The organism is Gardnerella sp. DNF01151 (genome assembly GCF_049244235.1).
GTDB lineage: Bacteria > Actinomycetota > Actinomycetes > Actinomycetales > Bifidobacteriaceae > Bifidobacterium > Bifidobacterium swidsinskii.
This window is the reverse complement of record NZ_CP058389.1, coordinates 962029-983406: the sequence shown is the minus strand read 5'-3', so window position 1 is coordinate 983406 and position 21378 is coordinate 962029. Positions and strand designations below refer to the sequence as shown.

The window sequence follows — 21378 nt, the reverse complement described above, 5'->3', positions numbered from 1 at the left end:
ATCTTCCGATAGTCTTATATTCCTACATATAACCACTCTGCCCCACTACCAATATGCCCTACTGCTCTCTGCAATTACTCCAGTGCTATATTCATACGTGTAGGTGCTCTGCATATGAGCATCACTCGGCGACCAGCTTCCATTTGAAGATTTTGAAGCCTTAAACAGAATATAAAGACCACATTTTCCATCCTGAGAGTCCCTGTTATACTGCAGATAAGTAATGTCCGAACGGCTTTCACTCAGAACAAAGTACATATCTCCCTTGGCGGTATAGTTCTCCTTGAACGCAAAGCCTTTCGCCGCAAAATACTTATCAAATATCTTAAGCGCTGCATTTCTTTCCTTCTTTGATTCTAAATCATGCTCAGCGGAATCATGCAAATCGTAATTTTTATCTGGCTCTTCAACCTTTAATCTTGTATCTTTTAATCTTGTATCTTTCCTGTTATTACGATCAATTCTGCTATACCACTCAGATTCACTTATTTTTGGATCAGTATCAGTTGAATCTTTCATTGGTCGAAGATACTTAAGGAAAAACGGGCCTTCAGACTTATAAAGATAATACTCAAAAGGAGCATACATATCGTCCACGTGCTCTGTGTATGTACCATTATCATTTTGTTTCACAGAATATCTGCCAACAATAAACAAAACGTCAAAAAATCCAAGACCTAAGATAATCAATACACAAAGCAGAACATGTAGACAACGAAGTACAATTCTTATACCTATCTTCCGTACACGCGAAATAAGATAGAGATTATAGAAGACACATACAAGAGCAATCGTAATCATCCAAACAACTGGCATTGCCGCGCATATAACATATACCCAAGTCTGCAAAAGCCACTGATTTGGAAGACGTACTGCAGTTATTCCAAAGAATGCAGTTAGAATACCACTTAACACAAAAAAGCAATAAAGAACCAGCGAGATTCTACCCTTCCACTGTTGCTTGCCATAGCTAAGAAAAGATTTGTTACGCTCTACATTTGCACTACTAAAACGGCTGTGTATATTGCGCTGCCAAATAACACCAATAACCCAAATAAGAGAAACTACAACAAGAAGCAGAATTGCAAAACAATAGGTGATCCATCCAAAAAGCTGTAGCTTATTGGATGCCATAAAAACAGTTCCAATAATCATTAAGATGGAAAAGATTTCCGCACTCGGCTGCAAAACCTTATACTTGGATAATTCCTTATTTGCACTGTTAAGGTTTTCACATATTTGCTCATGTGATTCACAATATAGAGGATTTTTCTCATCTGTGGGAGTATGTTCCTGCTTTTCTTTCTCTTTCTCTCTTCCCCCTTGTAGATTATCTTTCTTTCTCAATTATTCTCCTTCAGCGCAAGTTCTATAAGTTTATCTGTATAATCAGCCTTTTCATGATTACTCACCTTTCATCTTGCATTACACTATTAGATATTGCAGCCGTATTAACGCTCGGCTGTTTCTACGCTTAGTTTCACTGCTGTTCTGTTATATTTTGCGTTATCTTTTATCGTGTATCACATGTTTTGGTGCATTTAATCACATAATTATACATATTTTAGTGTTTTTTATCACATAATTCTACACATTGAACAGTGCACAACGCAGTGAGCACATCCATCTGTTTTGCACACAATATTATGCAACCAAGATTTACTTTATTCTTATCAGAAACCTCGGTAATACCATTTTCCAGTTAATCATTCAACTCACCTTAAGTTCGCATCACTCAAGGTCTTATAAAACAATCTACCTTAAGAAAATAAACCTCAAAAACCGTTTCTATAAACTTTTCTCATCAAATAGATAGATTCTTGTTACGATCTTCAATACAATTGCAAATTAAATCTACAGCTTTAATACTTCCAACATTTTAGCAACCCCTCAATCATTTTCCCATCCACTCGCGCCTTCCACATACCTACTTGTTGCCTTTGTTTCTACATTGAAGTATGTTATCAGCAATAGGAGGTGCAAATTTATGGATAAAAATGAAAATATTACTTTACCTACGAAGGTCACCATTACTTTAGATCTTGACAAATTATACAACGAACTAAAAGAAAATGGTTGGAAACCCAATAGTACGGCTAAATACTACAAGCATTACATACTTAAACATATTGACAAAGAAGATACTATTCTTGGGTCTGATGAAAGCGTGAGATATCTAATTGATCTGATGACCACAATTTCATCCCGTCATTTCTTATCAATGATTGAACCAGGCTCTGGTAAAGACGCTCTTATAAAACGTGTTATACACGAATATGAAAAATAGGGATATACAAATATTATTTTTTCTTATAGCCTATAGCAGCTTTACTTATTTTCTTACGTAAAATTATCAAATACCCCCTATTTTTTCAAACACAAAAGTCTAACTTTTTTGTGGGGTACATCACATTTACATCTGATAACTATTTCTTAGTTCTAAGTAATATTATTTATTCAACTCCTATGGAATTTAAAAAATCAATAAGTGTTTTTCCTAGTTCTTCGTTTTCTTTTACTGGTTTTATGCATTTTTTAGGAATGTAGCGTAATTTATTGGCTTCATCTCTTAAAATTATGAAATTTTTTTCTTCGCCTTTAGGGCAATTATTGTCGTATAAAACTCCGTAGTGAGACCCCTTTTTGTAGGTATAGGTATTTCTTACTAGCATGATCTGTTTAATTTCTTTTCCTTTTATTACTACCTTCAAAGCATCATGCGGGTGAAAATTACCTGTAGTTATATCTACGTTATAATTGTTAGAATGTATTTTAGCTTTTTTATATTTTTCTTTTCTATTTTCCTTACTTATGATATCAAATAAGCGATTATCTCCCAAGAAATCATCTTCTTCATAATTTTTCAAATTTATTTCCGTACTTGTATTTGTATTTAAATCATCTTCTGTAAGTCCAAAAGTATATGGCATTAAAAGAATTTTGTTATATTTAATCTCGTAAATATCCACATTATTTTTTAGTTCTATTTCCCACCAATATAAATTTTTTAATAATTTTCCTCTACCTCTACGCATCTTAATTTTATTTTTAATTGTTTTAAATTTACTTAAATACTTATTCAATGTTTTTATCTCAGAATATGCTTCTCTAGCATTATTTATGTCAGCAGCTAACTCTTCTTTCGAACTACCATTACCCATAATAAACTCTCTTTCCTTCTGCGTAAAAAGCGGTTGCAAAGCCAGGTGCAAAGGGTGTGCATTTTTCTTACATCAATCTTGTACACTCAGCTCGTTTCGATACTAGTCTTTGACATCAATACTATACAACACTCTCAACGTACGTAGAGCCCTTTGCTCAAAAGAGAAGAAAACAGTCTTATAAAATCTTATGCTGCTACTGCGGTTCTTTTCCATGGGTGCTGCTTGATAACGAGAACAATATCGGTAAGCACAATACCAACAACTACGCTTACCCATGCCAAACTCGGCGTAAGAAGCCAAGCGAGAACACCGAAAATCAGCAGCCGAAGCAGTACAACAATAACCAAGAAAGGCAAACTTTTTGTTAGGCATTTCTGTTGATCAGCCTTCAATGCACCCATCAGAACCATAACCGCAGCCGCCACGCAAGAAAATAGCATATTGCCCAAGAATATGACGAGTAGCGTGCGCCAGCCATCGATAGTACAAAGCATCCACCATTGCAGTATCAATGCAAGCAAAAATGTGACAACATCGCATACTGCTTCCATCAGCATATTCGCAACGATTAACGAGGAGAATGTTAAAGACGTACTTCTAGGAGTGCCTGTTTTACCTGCGCTCGCATGCTGTAATGCAATCATGTTTCTCGCCTCGGCGCGCTTTACGCGCTCTTCTTCAAGCATTTGAACGCCAAGCTCAACCGATTTCTTTGAAGCTTCCTGTAATTGCGCATCCGTCATACCTGGCTGCCAAGACTTTTCAAAAACAAACAGCAACACACTAGTAATCGCTGCGCCAATAATAATGCTTAGCAGCGTAGTATTGGAAACAAGCAATGAAGCAATACCAGAGGTCACCAGAAGCCTGAGCACAAAATCGATGATTCCGATGAGCAAATCACCAGACCTGTCATCTGGTCTACGATGCCTGTCCCACTGCAGATACGCTGTGCTTAGCAGCGAAAACACCACAACACTCAGCGCGAGTATGACCACAGTTTCCCAACCTAGTACGCGGTGCCCTACGAACTGTTGTACGAGCAGCGCAATAATAAGCGTGCAAATACCAGCAACAGTTTCTGTAATCACATGACCCCAAAAAGCATGCTTGAAAAGCACTGGCCTTACATTCATCTCACTCATCATCTAACCCTAGGAAAGGCAATTACGAGTAATTGGCTCGATACCGAGAATACTTTCCAAAAACTTAGCTCCATCAGAACCAAGATGAGCTAGAAGCTCTCCTCGCTTAAATGCTTTCCAGATAGCCGACACAGTTCCATATATTTGCTTCGCTCGCTTCAGCCAACCAAGTGCCTTAGCAATAGACACACCATATTGAAATACAAATGAAGCTATCGCTAATGCACATCCGACCCAATTAACCATCGGTGCATAATGTCCAAACATAGAAACCCTATTCCTACGCATCAGTGACTTAAACGTTAAGCCATGCAATGCTGCATTTAAGCGTGCTTCATAATTTGAAGTTGTACGTGGATTAGCATACTGCAAATCAGCAGGCACTGATTCAAATGCACGGATCAACGCATCCAAGTCTGCATCTGTCATAGTTGTAGTAGAAGATAGGCTACCAGCAGCATATGTGAAGTTACCGCGCTCTGTCAATGTGTTAGCGGAAGACACTTCAGCTGAACACAATACTAGTGAGACACTAACAATCGGTACAGATAACATTTTCATTGCTTTACGCATCATTCTCTCTCCTCAAAAATCAGAAAACCCGAATTGATCCGCATTGTTAAGATGCGCGTCGGGTACTGTTATTTGCGTATGCTACACCAATGAGAGTATTTTATTAAATATTGCAAACTAAAACAAATTTTTCTTTCTAACAAGATTATTTAGTCTTACACTCACCTTTATGAACACAAATAAATGTCAGAACGAAAACGCTACAACAGGCTGCAGGCACAGTAGAAATCATCAAAACGCTATTGCGATTCAGTGAGATTTGCAAAGAAGCGCTACTGATTCTGTATGGATTGAGAGAACTCCTAGTATATCTACACTTTTTTGAGTGCACACTATGAATAGTGGGTGCACTTTTTAACGATAGGGAGGGCTATCGTTAAATTGTTTAATCCATATATAACAAATCAGTGTCTAGCAGCAACTTGATTTATTATTTCCTCATCAGTTCTTTCATCTTCTGATTTATCAGAAAAGATGAAACTAAGATTTTTATCTTCTTTATATTTTTCATACAAACTTTTTCTTAGAGTATAAGCCTTATTACTATTCGCCTTTGATCTGATATTTTTTCTTCCATCAGTCTCTCCATTCCTTCTTACATCATAGCAGTATATTGCATTAGGATTGTTTTCCTCACATCTTGAACCTTGAAGCTGTCGAATCAAACCTTGCTTTTCCTCATGCTTTTCATCTGGTATAAATTTTGAAAAAATTTCAGAGAAATCTACAAATAAATCTCTATTTGCATTACCTCTTTTTATCTTAAAGAAATTCGCAAATTCATCTAAAGAATGGAAGTGAACCTCGTAAAAATCCGCATACGCTTGTATAGATTCATTGGTATTATTAGCCCTAATGAATTCTAATTTTACCTTAGCATATTTAGATGGCTTTCTTTCTATATCACTATATAGCTTTAATATTACAACATAATTCTCATTTTTATACTTGAATAAAAAGCTATCAATAATCCATGCTTTCTTCTCCATACTACTTAACAACTTAGGTAGATTTTTAAATCTAATTTCAGCCATATAATCACCTCATATTATTTTTATATTCTTTCCGTTCTTTATTGTATTTATCTACTGGTTCCTGTACATCTTTTATATAGCCAATACAATGCATTATCTCGACAAACAGGAATTATATACCACATATCTTCTTGACCGTAGGTCAATCTAAATTTATCAAACTGATTTCTGCTTACTTATTATAATATATTCCTTAAAGCCCAAAAACCACAAAAAAGGCAGAACTAAGATCCTGCCTTACATCACAGTATTTATCTAATTATCTCAACTTCAAGTTTTGACTTGAAACAAATCGTAAGCTTGTCCTCATATACTCTTATCTCCTCAATGTATTCTCTCACCATCCCCTCATCATATTCTGTCAAGTGATGATTTTTTCCTTTGAAGAAAGTTTATTAATTTTTCTATTCGTTTTTTCATACCTTCTGTCTCTGCTCTTTTTACCAAAAGTTCCTGCTTCTTATCTCTAAGAATATCAATCTCATCAGCTAGTATAAAGTAATCTTTCTTAGCATGAGCAGGCTTTACCTGTTCCTTCTGTTTTTCCTTAAGGATAACCTTTAGCTTTTCCATCTCCTCTGAATTATCATCTGAAATAACCATGGCTATATTTTCTTTCAGAATTTGCATCATACTATCCGAACATCTTAGGATCTGATTGATTGACTTGACTGTTGCAACTTGCAATTCCGACTCTTGAATGGTAGGAGCATCACAGGCTGATGGACCATGCTCTACTCTGGTGCAACACCTCCATACTGTAGATTTCTTTCCTCTGTTATTCCATGCAATTCTCCTAAAAACATCACCGCATTTTGTGCAGGTACAAATACTTGAGAGGGCATATTTACTGGAATAGACTCTTTTCTTTTTGCTGCCTACTCTTCTTGTTAGGTTCGCCCTTCTGACCATTTCTTCCTGCACGAACATGAATATATCCCTAGCTACGATTGGCTCCTGAGTATCCTTTACATAATGTTGTGGCACTGTTCCATCATTCTTGATTCGTATTTTCTCAATGAAGTCTGTTGTGATTGCCTTTTGTAAAAGTGCATCGTCAATGTACTTTTCATTTCTAAGTATCCCTCGAATTGTGCTTATATGCCATTTATATCTTTTGCGCCCAGTCCTTATTTTGTCTTTTTCCAGTCAATTTGCAATATCCCTAAAACTTGCACCCTCTAGGTACTCTCTGAAAATTCGTTTTACAACCTTCGATTTACTTCATTGAAATCTCTATTTCTTGAAACTGTCCGACCTATATCAAAAATATAGTCCACTTTTTTGTATGTGCCATAGTTCTCTAAAATGGGGATATCCTTCTGTCCTCGCATTACTGTTCGATTAAAGCGTTCCCTCCAGCAATCAAACTTGGCACAGGCTGTCGCTTCAGGATTTTTGTCATATATACTTAATTGACTTTTAAAATTGTATCTTTGATTATTTCCGACAACCTTTAAGAGCTTCAGATATTCTACTTTGCTTTGCAAAATATCTTGTTTTACAAGCTCCAAAATGTTATGAAAATCATTTATTCGCATTTTTACCTCCTTCGTTTTTTCCAAACAAAAAAGGCGGTTAGATTTTACTCTAATCACTTTTTAATTCTGTGTATTGCAACTTACCACTATTTCATAATTACCCACTGACCTAATTTTGTTGAGCCTTCATATCGAATAAGTCCTGCTTTCCTCATTTTGTTTAAATGATAACGTACATCATCAACAGTAAGGTTTAATTTTTCTGCCATTTCTTTCGCGCTTATGTGAGGATTTCAGCTATTATCTTAATAATCTCTTCCTGTTTCATAGTAGTTTTCGTGGTAGTTTTTTCATCATTACTACCATTAAACTCTTTCAAAAATTCTTTATTCACACCCATAACTGCATTGGTATAGTTATCTTCTTCATATCCGGATAAAACTTAAGCTCAGGAGAACCATTTTCCAATAGTGCATCCTTTGCACGCCTTATACCTGAATAAGACTCTATTAAGTTAAGAGAAAAGAACATATCTTTAAGTTCTTTGTTAAGATACTGCCTTCTATCAAAACTTCTGTCCCTGTTAAGAGTCTCAATGGTTACAGGAGGGAGCGACCTATTATGATTCATAAAAGAAATTCTGTCCTTGTAAATGTTATATCCCGACATATTCAGGCGTATCGTATTCCTTATGCAAAATGGCATTTGTAGCAAGTTCCTCAAATGCTGTAAGAGGATAGTTATAGACAATCTTATGCTCGATTTTATCCGCTTCCCTTATGGTATATGAAGCCATAATATTATCTTCAAAATATTTGCTGACTTGCTTTGCCTGTATCCAAACCGAACCATCAAATTTCTTTGATTCCATTTTATCAGTTCCATCAATTTCTCTTATGATTTCAACATGGGCATTTGGAATAAATTTATTTGGTGTATCTACAAACATCAGCACAGCAAAATTTTTAGCTCTATAACCACCATACTCACTTTCACTGATAAGCCCCATACTCTTTGCTATATCCAGCTTAGACATTTCCCTAATATATTTCTTTGCTCCTGTTTGAAGCAGATATTCTTTCATATATTCATAGCTTAAATCATCTATGGTAGCTGTATCGTTCAAGTTTGAGCTAAAAGAAAAGTTTGCAAATTTCTTCAAAAATTCAAATTCTTCGGTTGGATTTGGAAGTCTTGAATCTCTACCGACTCTAATATATCTTCCTGCCTTTAATCGAATATCTTTATCTTTTTCTGCCTTTTCACTTGTTTGAAACGGATCGTTACTACTACTTTCTACCACAACTACGATATAGTATTTATCATCAATTTGATTCGTAATAATGTGATAGTTGATTTTAGGATGGATATCGGCAAGGAGTGATTTAATTTCATTTTCAATTCCCTCTAACTTTGCTTCCTTTATCCCTTCAATCGGTCTTTTAGGAATTGCTTTTTCTCCCGTTTCTTTATCATCGACTTCTTCAATACCAACAAACAACAAGCCTATCTCATTGTTCATATAGTTATTGGCAAAGGCACAAGCAGTTTTTAGAATTTTATCCAAGAATTGTAGGCATATATTCCGTTTCCATACAGTTCCACTTGTTGGTCGTATAAGTTCTTTACCCAGAAAGCTTCACCTGCATTTGAATAAAATAAACCGAAAGCAGCAGCACTGATTGCTATGCATGAAATGATTATGCTTAAGACTCTGTCTGTTTTCTCTTTCATCATATGCTAAATGTGTCCTTTTCGTATTTATTGCGTTTGTGAACATATTCAATAAAGAATTCCATTTACTTATCTATATACCATTCAGTTCATTTCGCAAAATAAAGACAAAGGCAATTTCGACAGCTGCAGCTGTTCCTGCAACAACAAATCCACCAAAAAAATTTCCTAAAACAAGCGATAAAACAGGAATGATAATTGCGAAAACCCGGTAGGCTTTTGATGTGTACAGCCATGAATACGGCAGTAAATGTGCGCCAAAGACCATTGCATACACCATAATCATTTTATCAGGTACGGTGTTAAACACCCATATTACAATGAGAAGATATAAAATCTGATTCATTGTAAATAAAAACCCTAAATTTCCCAGCTCGTTGTCCTTTGAAAATATATCCACGCCAATTTTCTTCCCTATCAGCCATGACAGCGGAAGCATAGGCGTTGAACAACAAAACACCAAGATATTTTTCATCGCAATATTTATATCCAATGCTGCGACAACCGTAATCAATAACCATATTACGACGGAGGTAAGAATAAACGGCAGACCTTTTTTCTGCTTTATGATGATATCATTCCTCAATTCATCTAAGCTCATTGATTTCTCCTTTCTAATCAACACAAAAATAAACGTAATAATTTTTTACGCGTATTCTTCTAAAACCCAGCTTTACCCCCACAGCTTCCAATCAACGTTCAAGCTCTTCAAAAACCTCATCTATCGAATAACTATCACTTTGAACCGCCTGATCATAACCTTTAGCCATCAACGCGTTAAACGTTTTCTCATCCATATCATCTTGTGCCGGAAGCGACTTCGGAATAGTAAGCGAAAACGGAATACCCTTATTAAGAATGATTTGACGATAAAACATGTCAATAGCAGTAGCCCTAGAAATTCCAATAGTTTCCAAAATCTTCTCCGCCTGCTGCTTAATATTTTCTTGTATTCTCACATTCACATTCGCACTTTTAGTAACTGCCATATCAACCAACCTCCATAAACACACCATAAAATACTGTGTCGCATATTGCAACACAATTTACATGAATAGGATTCCTCGACTGATATAAACACTTTCAACATTCACACTAAGCATTTAGCGCAAAATACTACTATTTCTTCTTATAACCTATAGCAACATTACCTGTTTTATCAATACCTGGTACTTTAAGAACACAAGAGCTTGACTTGTCTTTTAAATCAAATTTCCCAACTAAAAATAAAGCTTTAAGTCCTGAACTAGGCAAATTAAACTGTGAGTCAACTAATTTGATTGGCTTATCTCCAAGAGTAACTTTAGACAAATCATAATGAGAATCCAGAATATCTCGTGACACAAAGAGATACAACTCATCCTTATTCATATAGTTATCTGGTATACGAAACTCTTCCCGAGACACCGCCACCGTTTCCCAATGATACGACGCAAGCGCCGCCTTCTCCTTATCGTCAGCACATGCAGAAAGAGAAAAGAGAGAGCCTAGCAGCAGAAGCATAACAAGACAACTTTGAAAAATGTTTTTACAAAAAATAATTTTACTTCTCATAACACCATTACCTTCCTTTTCTATAACACGACTCTGTATCAAATGATCATAAAACAGATTATTAAGTAAACAAGATCTCCCATTCTCTCTGATTACTGTAATAATCTTAATAAATATTCTATTTTTTTTATTAATTTGTCTATACTATCGACGCTAATCTCTTCACTTACTAGCAAACTATACTCTTTCATAAATAGCAAGATTCGAAGAAACAGAAGAACCAATATCATCGCGAGCGTTTAATGCTTCCAACAATATTCCCTCATAAACGAAGCAATCACCTGCAAATCTTCACCCTCATAATACTCAACAAGCAACTTCTTAAACTCAGGAACTAGACTATACGCAAGTAGGTGTCATCAAAACGATATCTTGAAACAGTCACGATTTGTAAAGGAGCGCCACTGATTCTGTATGGATTGAGAGAACGGGTAGTATATCTACACTTTTTTGAGTGCACACTATGGATAGTGGGTGCACCTTTTAACGATAGGAAAAGCTATCGTTAAAAAGTTTAAGAATCTATTTTCTACAAAACAATTTTTTATTCTGGTAGAAAATTAAAGCACCTTTTTGCAATGATCCCAAAAGTTAGATTTTTGGTCCAACTTTTGGGAGCATTACATTAGTTAATTAGGTGTTTTTAATCAATAATTCGATTATAAAACTTACTTGCAATAATATTCGATTGCCTTGTTGACAAATACTGATGTCCCTTCGCCTGCAAACGCATCTATATTTTTCGTAAAATCACCACCAGAAGCATACGTCTTCCCAAGTCCGTATAAAATCTCATTCGAGCACTTATAGAAATTAGCTGTAATAAAGTCCTGCAGTTTCTTTACCAAAGCCTGAACTTCAACTGAATCGCTGGGTTGTGATTTTACTTTGGCAAATTCTGCAAAAATCAGCATGAGTTGTTGATGGAGCATTTTTGTTTCCTCGCTGTTTCTCCTTTGTTCTTTAGCTTCAAATTCCTTGAATTCCGGTGTATCTCCCCAATACTCTTTTGCCTGTTTGGCATACTCATCAATTTTGCTTGTGTCAAATGCTGTAAAGTTCATATAGTTACCTCCTAATGCTTTTAATCCCTTTGCAAAAAGAATTAAATTTTCCAAATGCTCTTTTTTCAGGATTAATAATTTGATTTGTTGTTCCAGCGCTAAATCTTTGTCGAAATGCTCACTGGTTATTATTTCTTTAATTTCTTTGAGCGGAAATTCCAAAGCTTTAAACAGCAAAATGGATTGTAGTACCTTTAGATCCTCATCACCATACAACCTATATCCTGACTCCGAATAAGCGGACGGTTTTAACAAACCGATTTTGTCGTAATACTGAAGAGTACGAATACTAATTCCTGCTATCTTGCTGACTTCATTCACTGTTTTCACTATCTCACCTCCTTCCTTATCACTAGAATAAAGTATTACGCAACGTCATAGTCAAGTATTTTAGTCAAGTATTTTTTACTAGCGTTGTCGTCTAATGCTCAACCTAAGACTGTTGTATTTATACAGCTTCAATCGACAAACCATGAGTTCCGATTGACACCTGCCACATCTTTTCTGAGTTAATAGTTATGACGTAGATTTGAAATACTTAGGATTTATTTATCCTAAAATATATGCTATAATCCTCCTAAAAATGGAGGCTATCGTTATGAATGTAAATACAGACACACTTGTTTCTATTTCCGAAGCAAATCAAAACTTTTCTAAAGTTGCGCGACTTGTTGACACATACGGATCAGCTGTTATTTTGAAAAACAACGCTCCTCGCTACGTAATTTTAAAATTCCCGAAAGCCAAAACTGAAAAAGTTACTGTTCCAACAGACGATGAAGTTATGGCTTTATCCAACATGTTCATAAAAAAGAACAAAAAAGTCTATGAGGAACTTGCCAAATGAAGTATTTAAAGCGAGAACAAGTGATTAAACTTCACCAAGCTCTGATTGAAACAAGCGTATCTGCACACATATCATGCTAATCTTTCTAGCACTCAACAACATTATGTTGTCTTATAAAGATGAAGAACTGATTGATATTATTCTCAAAGTTGCATCAGGCAAAGCAAATGAAAATGACCTTTACACTTGGATTAAAAACCACCAAGCCTAATACTCCAACATTCCGAAGCATTTTTAGAACATGCCAAACTCTATTTCGTGCGATTGGTCAAAGTAGCGGACATAAAACACCACAACAGTATTACTTCACTACAGCTTTCCCATTAAGACAGTGCACCATGTAATGCGCAAACCCATCGTTTTTACAATTTACCTTCTTCTTATCAGAAACCTCGGTGACACAATTCTCACAAACTACTTCAAGGCTTGCATCCTTGGTGATTGTTCCTTCTAAAATACTCATGCCATTTAACGTATCAAGTGTACAAACATGAGTTACTTCTAGTTTCATTACGTGTTGGATACAATGAAACCTTGACCTTGAACTCTGAAACTATTGCTCTGTACTCTGAAACTTTAACTTTGAACTCTGAAACTTTAGAGCTTGGAGCACCATACTGTTTTTTATTGAGAATAAGAAAGCTTATATCTCAAATAACACTTAAAAAATAGCATACAAAAAGATGGCTCTAACATATCGCTAGGGCCATCTTCTAATAAACAATGCTAGTTACTTAAAACAAGCGTGCTTACTTATTGTTTTCTTCCGTCATTTTCTTCTTAAGAAGAATTGCAAGTCCGGCAATCGAGAAACCAAGTGCTGCAAGCAAGCCTGCAAACGACGCCGATTCACCCGTCTTAGGAATCATGCCAATACGCTTTTCAGGCTGCGGCTTAGGAGCTGGCGTCGGTGTTGGAGTTGGAGCCGGTGTCGGAGTTGGTGTTGGAGCCGGTGTTGGAGTTGGTGCAGAATCTTTCGCGTAAATGGCATACACAGTCATATCACCATTAACTACGCTTTCTCCCGTAAACGTCTTACCCTTACCATTTTCCTTCGTATTCCACTCCTTGAAGGTATAACCGTCCTTCGTTGGATTCTTCGGCATGGACTCATTAGTCAACGCATCAGTATTAATAGCCTTACCAGTTTCCACTTTCACTTTTGCACGAGTCTTATTGCCATCCTTGAAAGTAACTGTTCTTTGAATCCGCTTCCACTGAGCGACGTATGTTACGTTAGCAGTCACCTTATCTGCAACGGTAGGAGTCCAGCCTGTAAAAACATAATCTGTTCTGCTTGGAGCGGTTCCCTCAAAAGCAGGAGTAGGCATGTCGACGAGTATGTTTTGATGTACCTGGTCTTGGAAGATTTCTTCTCCCTCAACACCGTCGGTATAAGTAACTGTGAAGTGATCTTCCTGATCATCAGGAGTGCCATTGTTGTTCTTGTCGTCCTTCCACTGAGCGACGTATGTTACGTCACGAGTTACCTTATTCGCAACGGTAGGAGTCCAGCCTGTAAAAACATAATCTGTTCTGCTTGGAGCGGTTCCCTCAAAAGCAGGAGTATCGGAACCCGAAGCAGCTTTGTAAACCTGATCGGTAAAAATTGCTTCGTTGTCAACGCCATCAGTATAAGTTATCGTGTATTCTCTTACAAAGCTTACTTCTATAGTGTGAGGCGATTTTACAGCCTTGAATTCATATGAACCCGAAGCTGTATGTTCGACGGTCTGTTCTACTCCGTCTATCTTCAGCGAAGCTATTATGTATCCTTTGTTGGCTGTAAAATTGTATTTCTGATTTTCTCCGTATGTGACTTCTGTCTTTCCGGCAGGAGTTATCGATCCGCCTTCACCGGCAGTTGCCGTGATAGTAGGATTAAGGTTTGCATAGACCTTATAAATTCGCTTAATTAATGTTGATTCTCCTATAGTCCCCGTTCTGTTTACGGAAATCACATTTCCCGATGTATAAGGAATGCTCTTGTTGTTGTGATCTTTCGAAAATGAATAGAAAACACCTTTGTAGTTTCCGTAGTCCTTGTCTTTAAAAAACTGCTCGTACGTCCAATTCTTAAAAACCCAACCTTCTTTTGCAGCGGCAGTGTACTCCCTTACGCCTGTAAGCTGAGGGTCAACTCCACCCGAATTTTTGTGAGTGATAGTTATCGCGGCTGCAGGCGAGCCGTTATCGTCTTTTACAGAATAAACATGCAGCTCTGCGTCTTTTATATACGGTTCCTGCATGTCTATTTCCGTATATTTGTCGGCTTGCTTAGATGCTACCGCATCGCCACCAGCAAATGCCTGCGTAGTTCCAGCTACTACGCCAAATGCTACTAATGTTGCCAGCAGTAGCCCCATTGTCTTTTTTGCTAACAATTTCATCTTATTCACATTTCCTTATTAATCTAAAAATGTTCTTTTTATTACTTTGAAAAAACTGCATAAAAATAGGCAGAAACACATACCTATCCATCAGGTATATAATTCTGCAAATTAAAAAATTCTACGTGAAAATAGACAGAGTTATGCTGTCTGTCTGTTTATCTGTCAAGGATTTTGTCAGTCTTTTCATGGCTTGCCAACCTTTTATGCTAAGACGTTATTCACAAGCCTTCATTTTTTTGTAAAGTACTCCAAGACCAGCTAAAGATAGTCCCAATGCAGAAAGAAATGCGCCAAGAGAGCTGGATTCACCAGTCTTAGGTAATGTTGATGGTGGTGTTGGAACTTCTTTCAGTTTGTCTACCATCACTATCGTATTTCCTGTTACAGCTATACCTTTCACTATTGCTTTTCCATTTTTTACTTCAAATGTTATTGCTGTCGCTACTTGATATTTAGCTGGTGCAGATGTTTCTGTGAATGTGTACTTACCGTCTTTTAATTCAAACTCTGTTACCGTTCCATCTGTTACCCATTTTTTGACTAAGCTTCCATCTGCTTTTGTCAATTGGATAGTTGCGCCCTTAAGATCTTCTCCATTCTCTGTTAATGCTTTCTTAGAAAACTTAACTTTTGTTGGTGTTGGAACTTCTTTCAGTTTGTCTACCATCACTATCGTATTTCCTGTTACAGCTATACCTTTCACTATTGCTTTTCCATTTTTTACTTCAAATGTTATTGCTGTCGCTACTTGATATTTAGCTGGTGCAGATGTTTCTGTGAATGTGTACTTACCGTCTTTTAATTCAAACTCTGTTACCGTTCCATCTGTTACCCATTTTTTGACTAAGCTTCCATCTGCTTTTGTCAATTGGATAGTTGCGCCCTTAAGATCTTCTCCATTCTCTGTTAATGCTTTCTTAGAAAACTTAACTTTTGTTGGTGTTGGAACTTCTTTCAGCTTCGCGCTAATTAAATTTTGCATCTCTGGGTTTTTTGATTTATAAATAAAAACTTCCATTGTGCTATTAATCTCATCATCATGAGAAGAATCCTCAGCAAAAGTTCTTAAGTCTTGTTTTTGCTTGTTCAATTCTGGGATTTGACTATAATCTGTATCATAAATTTTTTTATTGTCTTGCTGATAGTAATATTCATTTTGTAAGACTGTATAATTAAGTTGCGGATGTTTTAATTTATAAAATAGCATCCTTTTGATTTTCTGAAAATCTCCTTTTCCACCGTTACTAGCATACGTATCATTCGTAGCATTTTCGTTTTTTGAATATTTCCCTGTGGCTTTATCGGTTTTTCCTGGAGATTGTTTATGATGATCCATACATAAGGACCATTCTGAATCTGTTGTCCCATTTTCACTTATAACTTTTCTATGCTGACTAGCATCATATGCCTGATAAGTCTTATCAGTTTCACTTGCACTTGCACTTGCACTCACATTTAATGGAGCCATGCTTATAAGCATGACCACCGCCAGTAATAGGATCATCCATTTTTTTATTATTCTTGCTGTCATATTTATTCACCCCGCATTTTCATGTTGATGGCAACTAAAGTAGGGTTTAATTTACACAGTGGCTTTTTGTCAGCAAGCGTAGTAAAATCAAGGAAAAGGTAGGGTTGATTTGCAATATTTATTTGTAAATTAATTCCTAGATTTATTTACAAATTTTTTCAATTTTTCTTGCATGTAGCCACTTAGAAAAGGTAGTATGCGAAACAGAAAGCATTTCTGCACCCTCACGCAAATTTACCTGTCCACGCTGCCACCTAGTCGCCACAGCATAAAAATCATCAGGAAGCTCAATCTTTGCCCTACCAAACACCACACCTCTTTGTCTGGCAACACGAATCCCTTCCATCTGTCTTTGATGAATATTTTCTCGCTCAACTTGAGCAACATACGATAAAATCTGCAATACAAGATCGGCAATAAACTTACCTGTTACACCATTTACATGTTTTCTCGTATCCAGCAAAGGACAATCCAACACTACAATATTTGCTTCTTTTTCTTTCGTGATTTTGTTCCACTGCTCAATAATCTCATCATAGTTTCTACCTAAACGGTCAATCGACTTCACAAACAACTCATCACCAGATCTCAAACGTCTAAACAATCTCAAATAATTTCTACGGTTGAAATCCTTCCCTGATGCCTTGTCAACATAAATACAGCCTTTTCTAATGCCATTGTCTTCCAAGGCCTTAAACTGTCTGTCTACACACTGATCCTTTGTAGACACCCTCGCATACCCATAGCGCATACTTATTATCTACTCCTTTTTTGAACACCATTATTTCAAAAAAGAAAAGAATAATTCAGCATGAAGAATTATAAAACCCCACTTCATCAGCTGGGTGCAAAGTGGGTGCACTTTTTAACGTTAACATCCTGTGCACTCGACCCTAGAGCGTTGATATCTTCCCTCATACAGAAAACTCGCACTCAAAAATCACGAGAACACAGCTTAAAGCTGCTTCGCATTAAACCTTTTAACAATAGCCCTCGCTAAACCCTGTTACACAAGGGCAAACTTGCACCCACCTAATCAGCCCTTGACATCAATACGACAGTCTCACGTGTATCAAGACTACCCTGATGATAACCATGCATCAATAAAAGAGCCTTAACGTTCATTGCAGGAGAGAAACTGGCAAGGGGAATGTCGTATGATGATAAAAGTCTAAGGCACTACAAACTGGGATTTGGATTTTACTTAAAATTGTATTATTTTATTAGCGATATCTTCTACAAATCGCTTATCGTGTTCCACAAATATGAGTGTAGGCTTTGCTTCTTTTATAATTTCCTCAATCTGTATTCTTGATATTACATCTATATAATTCAGTGGTTCGTCCCAAACAAACATATGAGCTGGCTTTGAGAAACTTACAGCAATTAAAACTTTCTTTTTTTGTCCATCACTATAATTCTTCATATCCATTTCAAATAATTCTCTTGAAAAATCTAATTTTCTTAGAATTGTTTTACACAATGTTTCATCAACATCTTGCTTGTGAATATATTCATTTAGGCTACCTGTTAAATTAGATGTATCTTGAGGAATATACGAGATTTTTAAATTACCTGCTAATTTTATCTCACCTGTATACTCGTGATTTATACCTAATAAAATTTTAATCAAGGTTGATTTTCCGCTACCATTACCCCCATATATAGCCACTATATCGCCTTGCTTTATCTCAAAACTTACATTGCTTAATATCTGTCTCTCTCCATAGCATGATGATAAATTGCTAACCGATATTAGAGGATTTTTATGATGATGTAGCGGATGCAGTAATAGGCTTTCCTTTATTTCGATATCTTTTAGTAAACTCTGTTTTTCTTCTATTGCCTTGTTTTGTCTATTCTCCAAATTCTTAGATTTTTTCATCATCTTGGCTGATTGATGACCTATATGTCCTTTGTCTGGTTTTACACCTGATACTTTCACACCATTTTTAGTATTCTCAATTTTATCAGACCAAATTTGACTTTGTCTTGCAGCCTCTTTTAATCGTTTAATATCTTTTCTTAATCTCTCATTTTGACTAATTTCAAATTGGTCTTTCATCACTTTGTTTTCATACCATGATGTAAAATTTCCCGATTGGATATCAATAGAATTCCTGTTAATAGAAATAACATGATTGATACAACCATCTAAAAAATCTCTATCATGAGATATAAGCAAAAATCCTTTTTTACTTTTCAGATATTCACTTACAATTTTTCTTCCGTCCATATCTAAATGGTTTGTTGGTTCATCAATAAGTAAAAAGCCATCTTCTCTTGTAAACAAAATAGCTAAAAGGATTTTTGTTTGTTCCCCTTTAGAAAGCGTCTCAAACTCTCTGTAAACAAGGTTCTCATCTACATTTAGCAAATTAAGTTCTCTAAATAATTTCCATTCTTCCTCATCTGATATTAGTTCTTTATATAACTCAATTCCTAATTTTGAAGTATCGCTTATATTTGGTGGAAATTTAATAAATTCAACATCCTTGCTTATTTTACCTTGATAAGTTTCTTGATTTAAAAGTAACTTAAATAGAGTTGATTTACCAATTCCATTTCTTCCTATCAAACCCGTTTTCCAGTTTGTATCAAAGGAAAACGATACATTTTTAAATATCGGTTTTACATATCCATAATATGAGAAAGTGAGGTTTTCAATTTTAATTACTGACATAAAACGCCTCCCTAAATTATCATTTACCGCCCGGGTACAAAGTGAGTGCACCTTTTAACGTTTAGTTTTCCCTGTATTACTACGCTTATCACTGCTTTGCTTTTTCAGTTATTTCAATTCTCGATTAGGTAATTTTCCAGTTCTCAAAGCGACAGTAACAAACTCAACCTCTTGCAAGCACTTCTCGCAAAGTTCATAACCTTCATTGAAGTTCACTCTTGACCTAAATGTGCTAGCAATGAATTCGCATGGTGAGGTGATCCTTTCAACCACACCGCACCGTTCGCACTCAGCATACACATTTCCATCCTTAATTGGAATAAACATTCCATGGTCTTTCTCATTTCCCATGACGCTAACATCTTCGAAATCATCAAATTTTACATAGAGCATATACGGCTTCCTCCTTTATCGGTATGTCTATATACGCTCTAATTCCAACTTATATCAAGTTTTATTGCTTCTTTTTTGATCTATATGTCTGCTACTTTGCAATAGCTTTCCCATTAAGGCAGTGCACCATGTAATGCGCAAATCCATCGTTTTTACAGTTTACCTTCTTCTTATCTGAAACCTCGGTGACACCATTCTCACAATCTACTTCAAGGCTTGCATCCTTGGTGATTGTTCCTTCTAAAATACTCATGCCATTTAACGTATCAAGCGTACAAACATGAGTTACTTCTACGTTTGTTGCTGAAGCCAACCCATTATAACATTTAAGAAAGACATCATCCGCTTTCAAATTAACAACTTCTACCTTGCCATTGTTCACTTCTACATAAAGCTTACCAATCTCAATATCCGTGATGAGCACTTGATTAGAGTCAGATTCAACCTCACAAACTTCCACATCATGTGGCAAACTCACAACAATTTCAGGCATACCCTGAGTAAGCCACCTCAGCCAATTCGAAGCTGAGACTTTTTTAGTTTGAATAAGCCTTATAACATTTTGCGATTCCTCAACCCTCAATATATCTTGTTCACAGTTAACAAAGCTCACGCCAAAAGTATCAGCACGTTTCACCGTTAAACGAACATCTTTCGTCTCTGCGATAAACTTCTTATTATCCATTCCTTAAAAACCTCCTCGTGCACATACTAACAATCAGATTTCATTTTACCTTTTGAGCTATATTTCTTAGACTTGCGTTTAACCGTTCCGTCCTCTCCAACTTCCAAATTACTGCGAGCCGCCATCTCAAGCTCAACGGCTTCAAACTTCTCTTTAGAAATAATTCCGGAATGATGATCCGAATACAAATATTGCCTGTCAGAACCGCCTGAATCAGCTATAGCCACATCACCTGTATATTTACGCCTAGTCAAAGTGCTCTCAACAGCCCGTTTACTCCAAATATCTTTTCCCTTTGGAGACTTAACACCTTTACTTTTTAATCTTTCAATAATTCCAACAACGCTTAAACCTTCCAGATACCAATCAAAGATAGCTCTCACTACCTTCGCTTGCTCTTCATCAATAATAAGCATTCCATGCTTATCTTTTTTATAACCATAACAAGCCCTACTATAAAGACCTGACGTGCCATCTTCAGCTCTATGTTTTAAGCCAAAGCGTATATTTTCACTACGCCAATCATTCTCTGCTTGACTACAAGCCTGAACCACACTGATTAAAAGTTCATCATCGACAGTTTCTGTATCAATCTTATCAGCCTCAAAAATAATCCTTGTACCACACGATCGAATCTTTCTAATAGCCTCTAAGCCTTCTTTCGTATCACGACCAAAACGGCTCACACTTTTCGTAAGAATAATATCAAGATTACCTTTCTCACACTCATCAATCATTCGATTAAACTCGTTTCTTGAAGATCCAACCTTAGCTGAAGCAACATCAAGAAAAATATCAGCAACAAACCAAGTCATGTGAGAAGCAGCAAGACGAGTAAGACCAGACACTTGAGTCGAAAGACTATCCAGCTGCTCTTTACGATTTGTGCTCACACGAGCATAAACCCCAACCGCATAATCCTTAACAACCCGCTTAGGTTTGATGACTATCACATCTTTATTTAGCTCATCTATCTTATCCATAGCCATCTCTCCTTATTATTAGACTAACGAAACCTAAATTTCTTCTCCATGATAATTAGCCTAAACCTTATTTTCCCACTCCACAAGGTGGGTGCAGGGTGGGTGCAAAAGGAG

Annotated in this window: 22 protein-coding genes and 3 pseudogenes; 2 read left to right on the top strand and 23 right to left on the bottom strand. The window is 36.3% G+C overall.

The genetic code is table 11. From position 1 onward, the window contains the following. Positions 1-45: 45 nt before the first annotated feature. On the bottom strand, positions 46-1347 hold the full coding sequence (locus tag HXT37_RS04215) for a YcxB family protein (RefSeq protein WP_421779311.1): 1302 nt from the start codon (positions 1345-1347) through the stop codon (positions 46-48). 640 nt (positions 1348-1987) lie between these two features. Here HXT37_RS04215 and HXT37_RS04210 point away from each other — a divergent pair. Continuing rightward, on the top strand, positions 1988-2287 hold the full coding sequence (locus HXT37_RS04210; protein WP_033888427.1) for a hypothetical protein: 300 nt from the start codon (positions 1988-1990) through the stop codon (positions 2285-2287). A 166-nt stretch (positions 2288-2453) separates the two neighbouring features. Here the strand turns inward: HXT37_RS04210 and HXT37_RS04205 are convergent, their stop codons facing one another. The 14 genes and pseudogenes from HXT37_RS04205 to HXT37_RS04140 form a co-directional block, all read right to left on the bottom strand. After that, on the bottom strand, positions 2454-3161 hold the full coding sequence (locus HXT37_RS04205) for a hypothetical protein (protein ID WP_199172893.1): 708 nt from the start codon (positions 3159-3161) through the stop codon (positions 2454-2456). Positions 3162-3349: 188 nt separating this feature from the next. Next, the gene (locus tag HXT37_RS04200) at positions 3350-4309 is read right to left on the bottom strand and encodes a hypothetical protein (protein ID WP_180963722.1); all 960 of its coding nucleotides are present in this window, start codon (positions 4307-4309) and stop codon (positions 3350-3352) included. A gap of 9 nt (positions 4310-4318) precedes the next feature. Beyond that, the gene (locus HXT37_RS04195) at positions 4319-4885 is read right to left on the bottom strand and encodes a hypothetical protein (protein ID WP_421779310.1); all 567 of its coding nucleotides are present in this window, start codon (positions 4883-4885) and stop codon (positions 4319-4321) included. 401 nt (positions 4886-5286) lie between these two features. Beyond that, entirely contained in the window at positions 5287-5916 is a 630-nt protein-coding gene (locus HXT37_RS04190) for a DUF6037 family protein (RefSeq protein WP_102703095.1), read from the bottom strand. Between the two features lie 351 nt (positions 5917-6267). After that, positions 6268-6828, bottom strand: coding sequence for a zinc ribbon domain-containing protein (locus HXT37_RS04185; RefSeq protein WP_304529123.1), 561 nt, complete (start codon positions 6826-6828; stop codon positions 6268-6270). 51 nt (positions 6829-6879) lie between these two features. Next, a pseudogene (locus HXT37_RS04180) lies at positions 6880-7077 on the bottom strand (recombinase family protein); the annotation flags it as partial. 56 nt (positions 7078-7133) lie between these two features. Then, positions 7134-7457, bottom strand: a pseudogene (locus HXT37_RS04175) (hypothetical protein); the annotation flags it as partial. A gap of 86 nt (positions 7458-7543) precedes the next feature. Continuing rightward, complete coding sequence (locus tag HXT37_RS04170) at positions 7544-7666, bottom strand: ArsR family transcriptional regulator (protein ID WP_199172894.1); 123 nt, start codon at positions 7664-7666, stop codon at positions 7544-7546. Positions 7667-7787: 121 nt separating this feature from the next. Beyond that, positions 7788-8027, bottom strand: coding sequence for a hypothetical protein (locus HXT37_RS04165; protein ID WP_199172895.1), 240 nt, complete (start codon positions 8025-8027; stop codon positions 7788-7790). A gap of 25 nt (positions 8028-8052) precedes the next feature. Then, positions 8053-8964 carry a helix-turn-helix domain-containing protein gene (locus HXT37_RS04160; RefSeq protein ID WP_205727496.1) on the bottom strand — a complete coding sequence of 304 codons (912 nt, stop codon included), beginning with the start codon at positions 8962-8964 and terminating at the stop codon, positions 8053-8055. Between the two features lie 240 nt (positions 8965-9204). Next, a complete protein-coding gene (locus HXT37_RS04155) occupies positions 9205-9732 on the bottom strand; it encodes a DUF7010 family protein (RefSeq protein WP_102703093.1) in 528 nt (175 codons plus the stop codon). Between the two features lie 91 nt (positions 9733-9823). Further along, positions 9824-10120 (bottom strand): type II toxin-antitoxin system RelB/DinJ family antitoxin, encoded by a 297-nt coding sequence (locus tag HXT37_RS04150; RefSeq protein ID WP_165845964.1) that lies wholly within the window; start codon positions 10118-10120, stop codon positions 9824-9826. Positions 10121-10250: 130 nt separating this feature from the next. Beyond that, complete coding sequence (locus tag HXT37_RS04145) at positions 10251-10685, bottom strand: hypothetical protein (protein WP_421779309.1); 435 nt, start codon at positions 10683-10685, stop codon at positions 10251-10253. A gap of 668 nt (positions 10686-11353) precedes the next feature. Then, on the bottom strand, positions 11354-12079 hold the full coding sequence (locus HXT37_RS04140) for a MerR family transcriptional regulator (RefSeq protein ID WP_102703090.1): 726 nt from the start codon (positions 12077-12079) through the stop codon (positions 11354-11356). A 268-nt stretch (positions 12080-12347) separates the two neighbouring features. Here HXT37_RS04140 and HXT37_RS04135 point away from each other — a divergent pair, with 268 nt between their 5' ends. After that, positions 12348-12596, top strand: coding sequence for a prevent-host-death protein (locus HXT37_RS04135; protein ID WP_102703089.1), 249 nt, complete (start codon positions 12348-12350; stop codon positions 12594-12596). 301 nt (positions 12597-12897) lie between these two features. Here HXT37_RS04135 and HXT37_RS04130 read toward each other — a convergent pair. The 8 genes and pseudogenes from HXT37_RS04130 to HXT37_RS04095 form a co-directional block, all read right to left on the bottom strand. Then, a pseudogene (locus tag HXT37_RS04130) lies at positions 12898-13101 on the bottom strand (hypothetical protein); the annotation flags it as partial. Positions 13102-13345: 244 nt separating this feature from the next. Continuing rightward, positions 13346-14986, bottom strand: a complete 1641-nt coding sequence (locus HXT37_RS04125) for an InlB B-repeat-containing protein (protein WP_102703087.1) — start codon at positions 14984-14986, stop codon at positions 13346-13348. Between the two features lie 217 nt (positions 14987-15203). Further along, positions 15204-16520, bottom strand: a complete 1317-nt coding sequence (locus tag HXT37_RS04120) for a SpaA isopeptide-forming pilin-related protein (RefSeq protein WP_421779308.1) — start codon at positions 16518-16520, stop codon at positions 15204-15206. Between the two features lie 142 nt (positions 16521-16662). Then, on the bottom strand, positions 16663-17271 hold the full coding sequence (locus HXT37_RS04115) for a recombinase family protein (protein WP_004128639.1): 609 nt from the start codon (positions 17269-17271) through the stop codon (positions 16663-16665). Between the two features lie 453 nt (positions 17272-17724). Further along, on the bottom strand, positions 17725-19203 hold the full coding sequence (locus tag HXT37_RS04110) for an Lsa family ABC-F type ribosomal protection protein (RefSeq protein ID WP_016823495.1): 1479 nt from the start codon (positions 19201-19203) through the stop codon (positions 17725-17727). Positions 19204-19311: 108 nt separating this feature from the next. Then, positions 19312-19596 carry a hypothetical protein gene (locus tag HXT37_RS04105; RefSeq protein ID WP_004114737.1) on the bottom strand — a complete coding sequence of 95 codons (285 nt, stop codon included), beginning with the start codon at positions 19594-19596 and terminating at the stop codon, positions 19312-19314. Between the two features lie 91 nt (positions 19597-19687). Next, complete coding sequence (locus tag HXT37_RS04100) at positions 19688-20281, bottom strand: DUF4097 family beta strand repeat-containing protein (protein WP_102703086.1); 594 nt, start codon at positions 20279-20281, stop codon at positions 19688-19690. A gap of 26 nt (positions 20282-20307) precedes the next feature. After that, positions 20308-21264: a recombinase family protein gene (locus HXT37_RS04095; RefSeq protein WP_421779307.1), complete on the bottom strand. Its 957-nt coding sequence runs from the start codon at positions 21262-21264 to the stop codon at positions 20308-20310. Positions 21265-21378 lie beyond the last annotated feature (114 nt).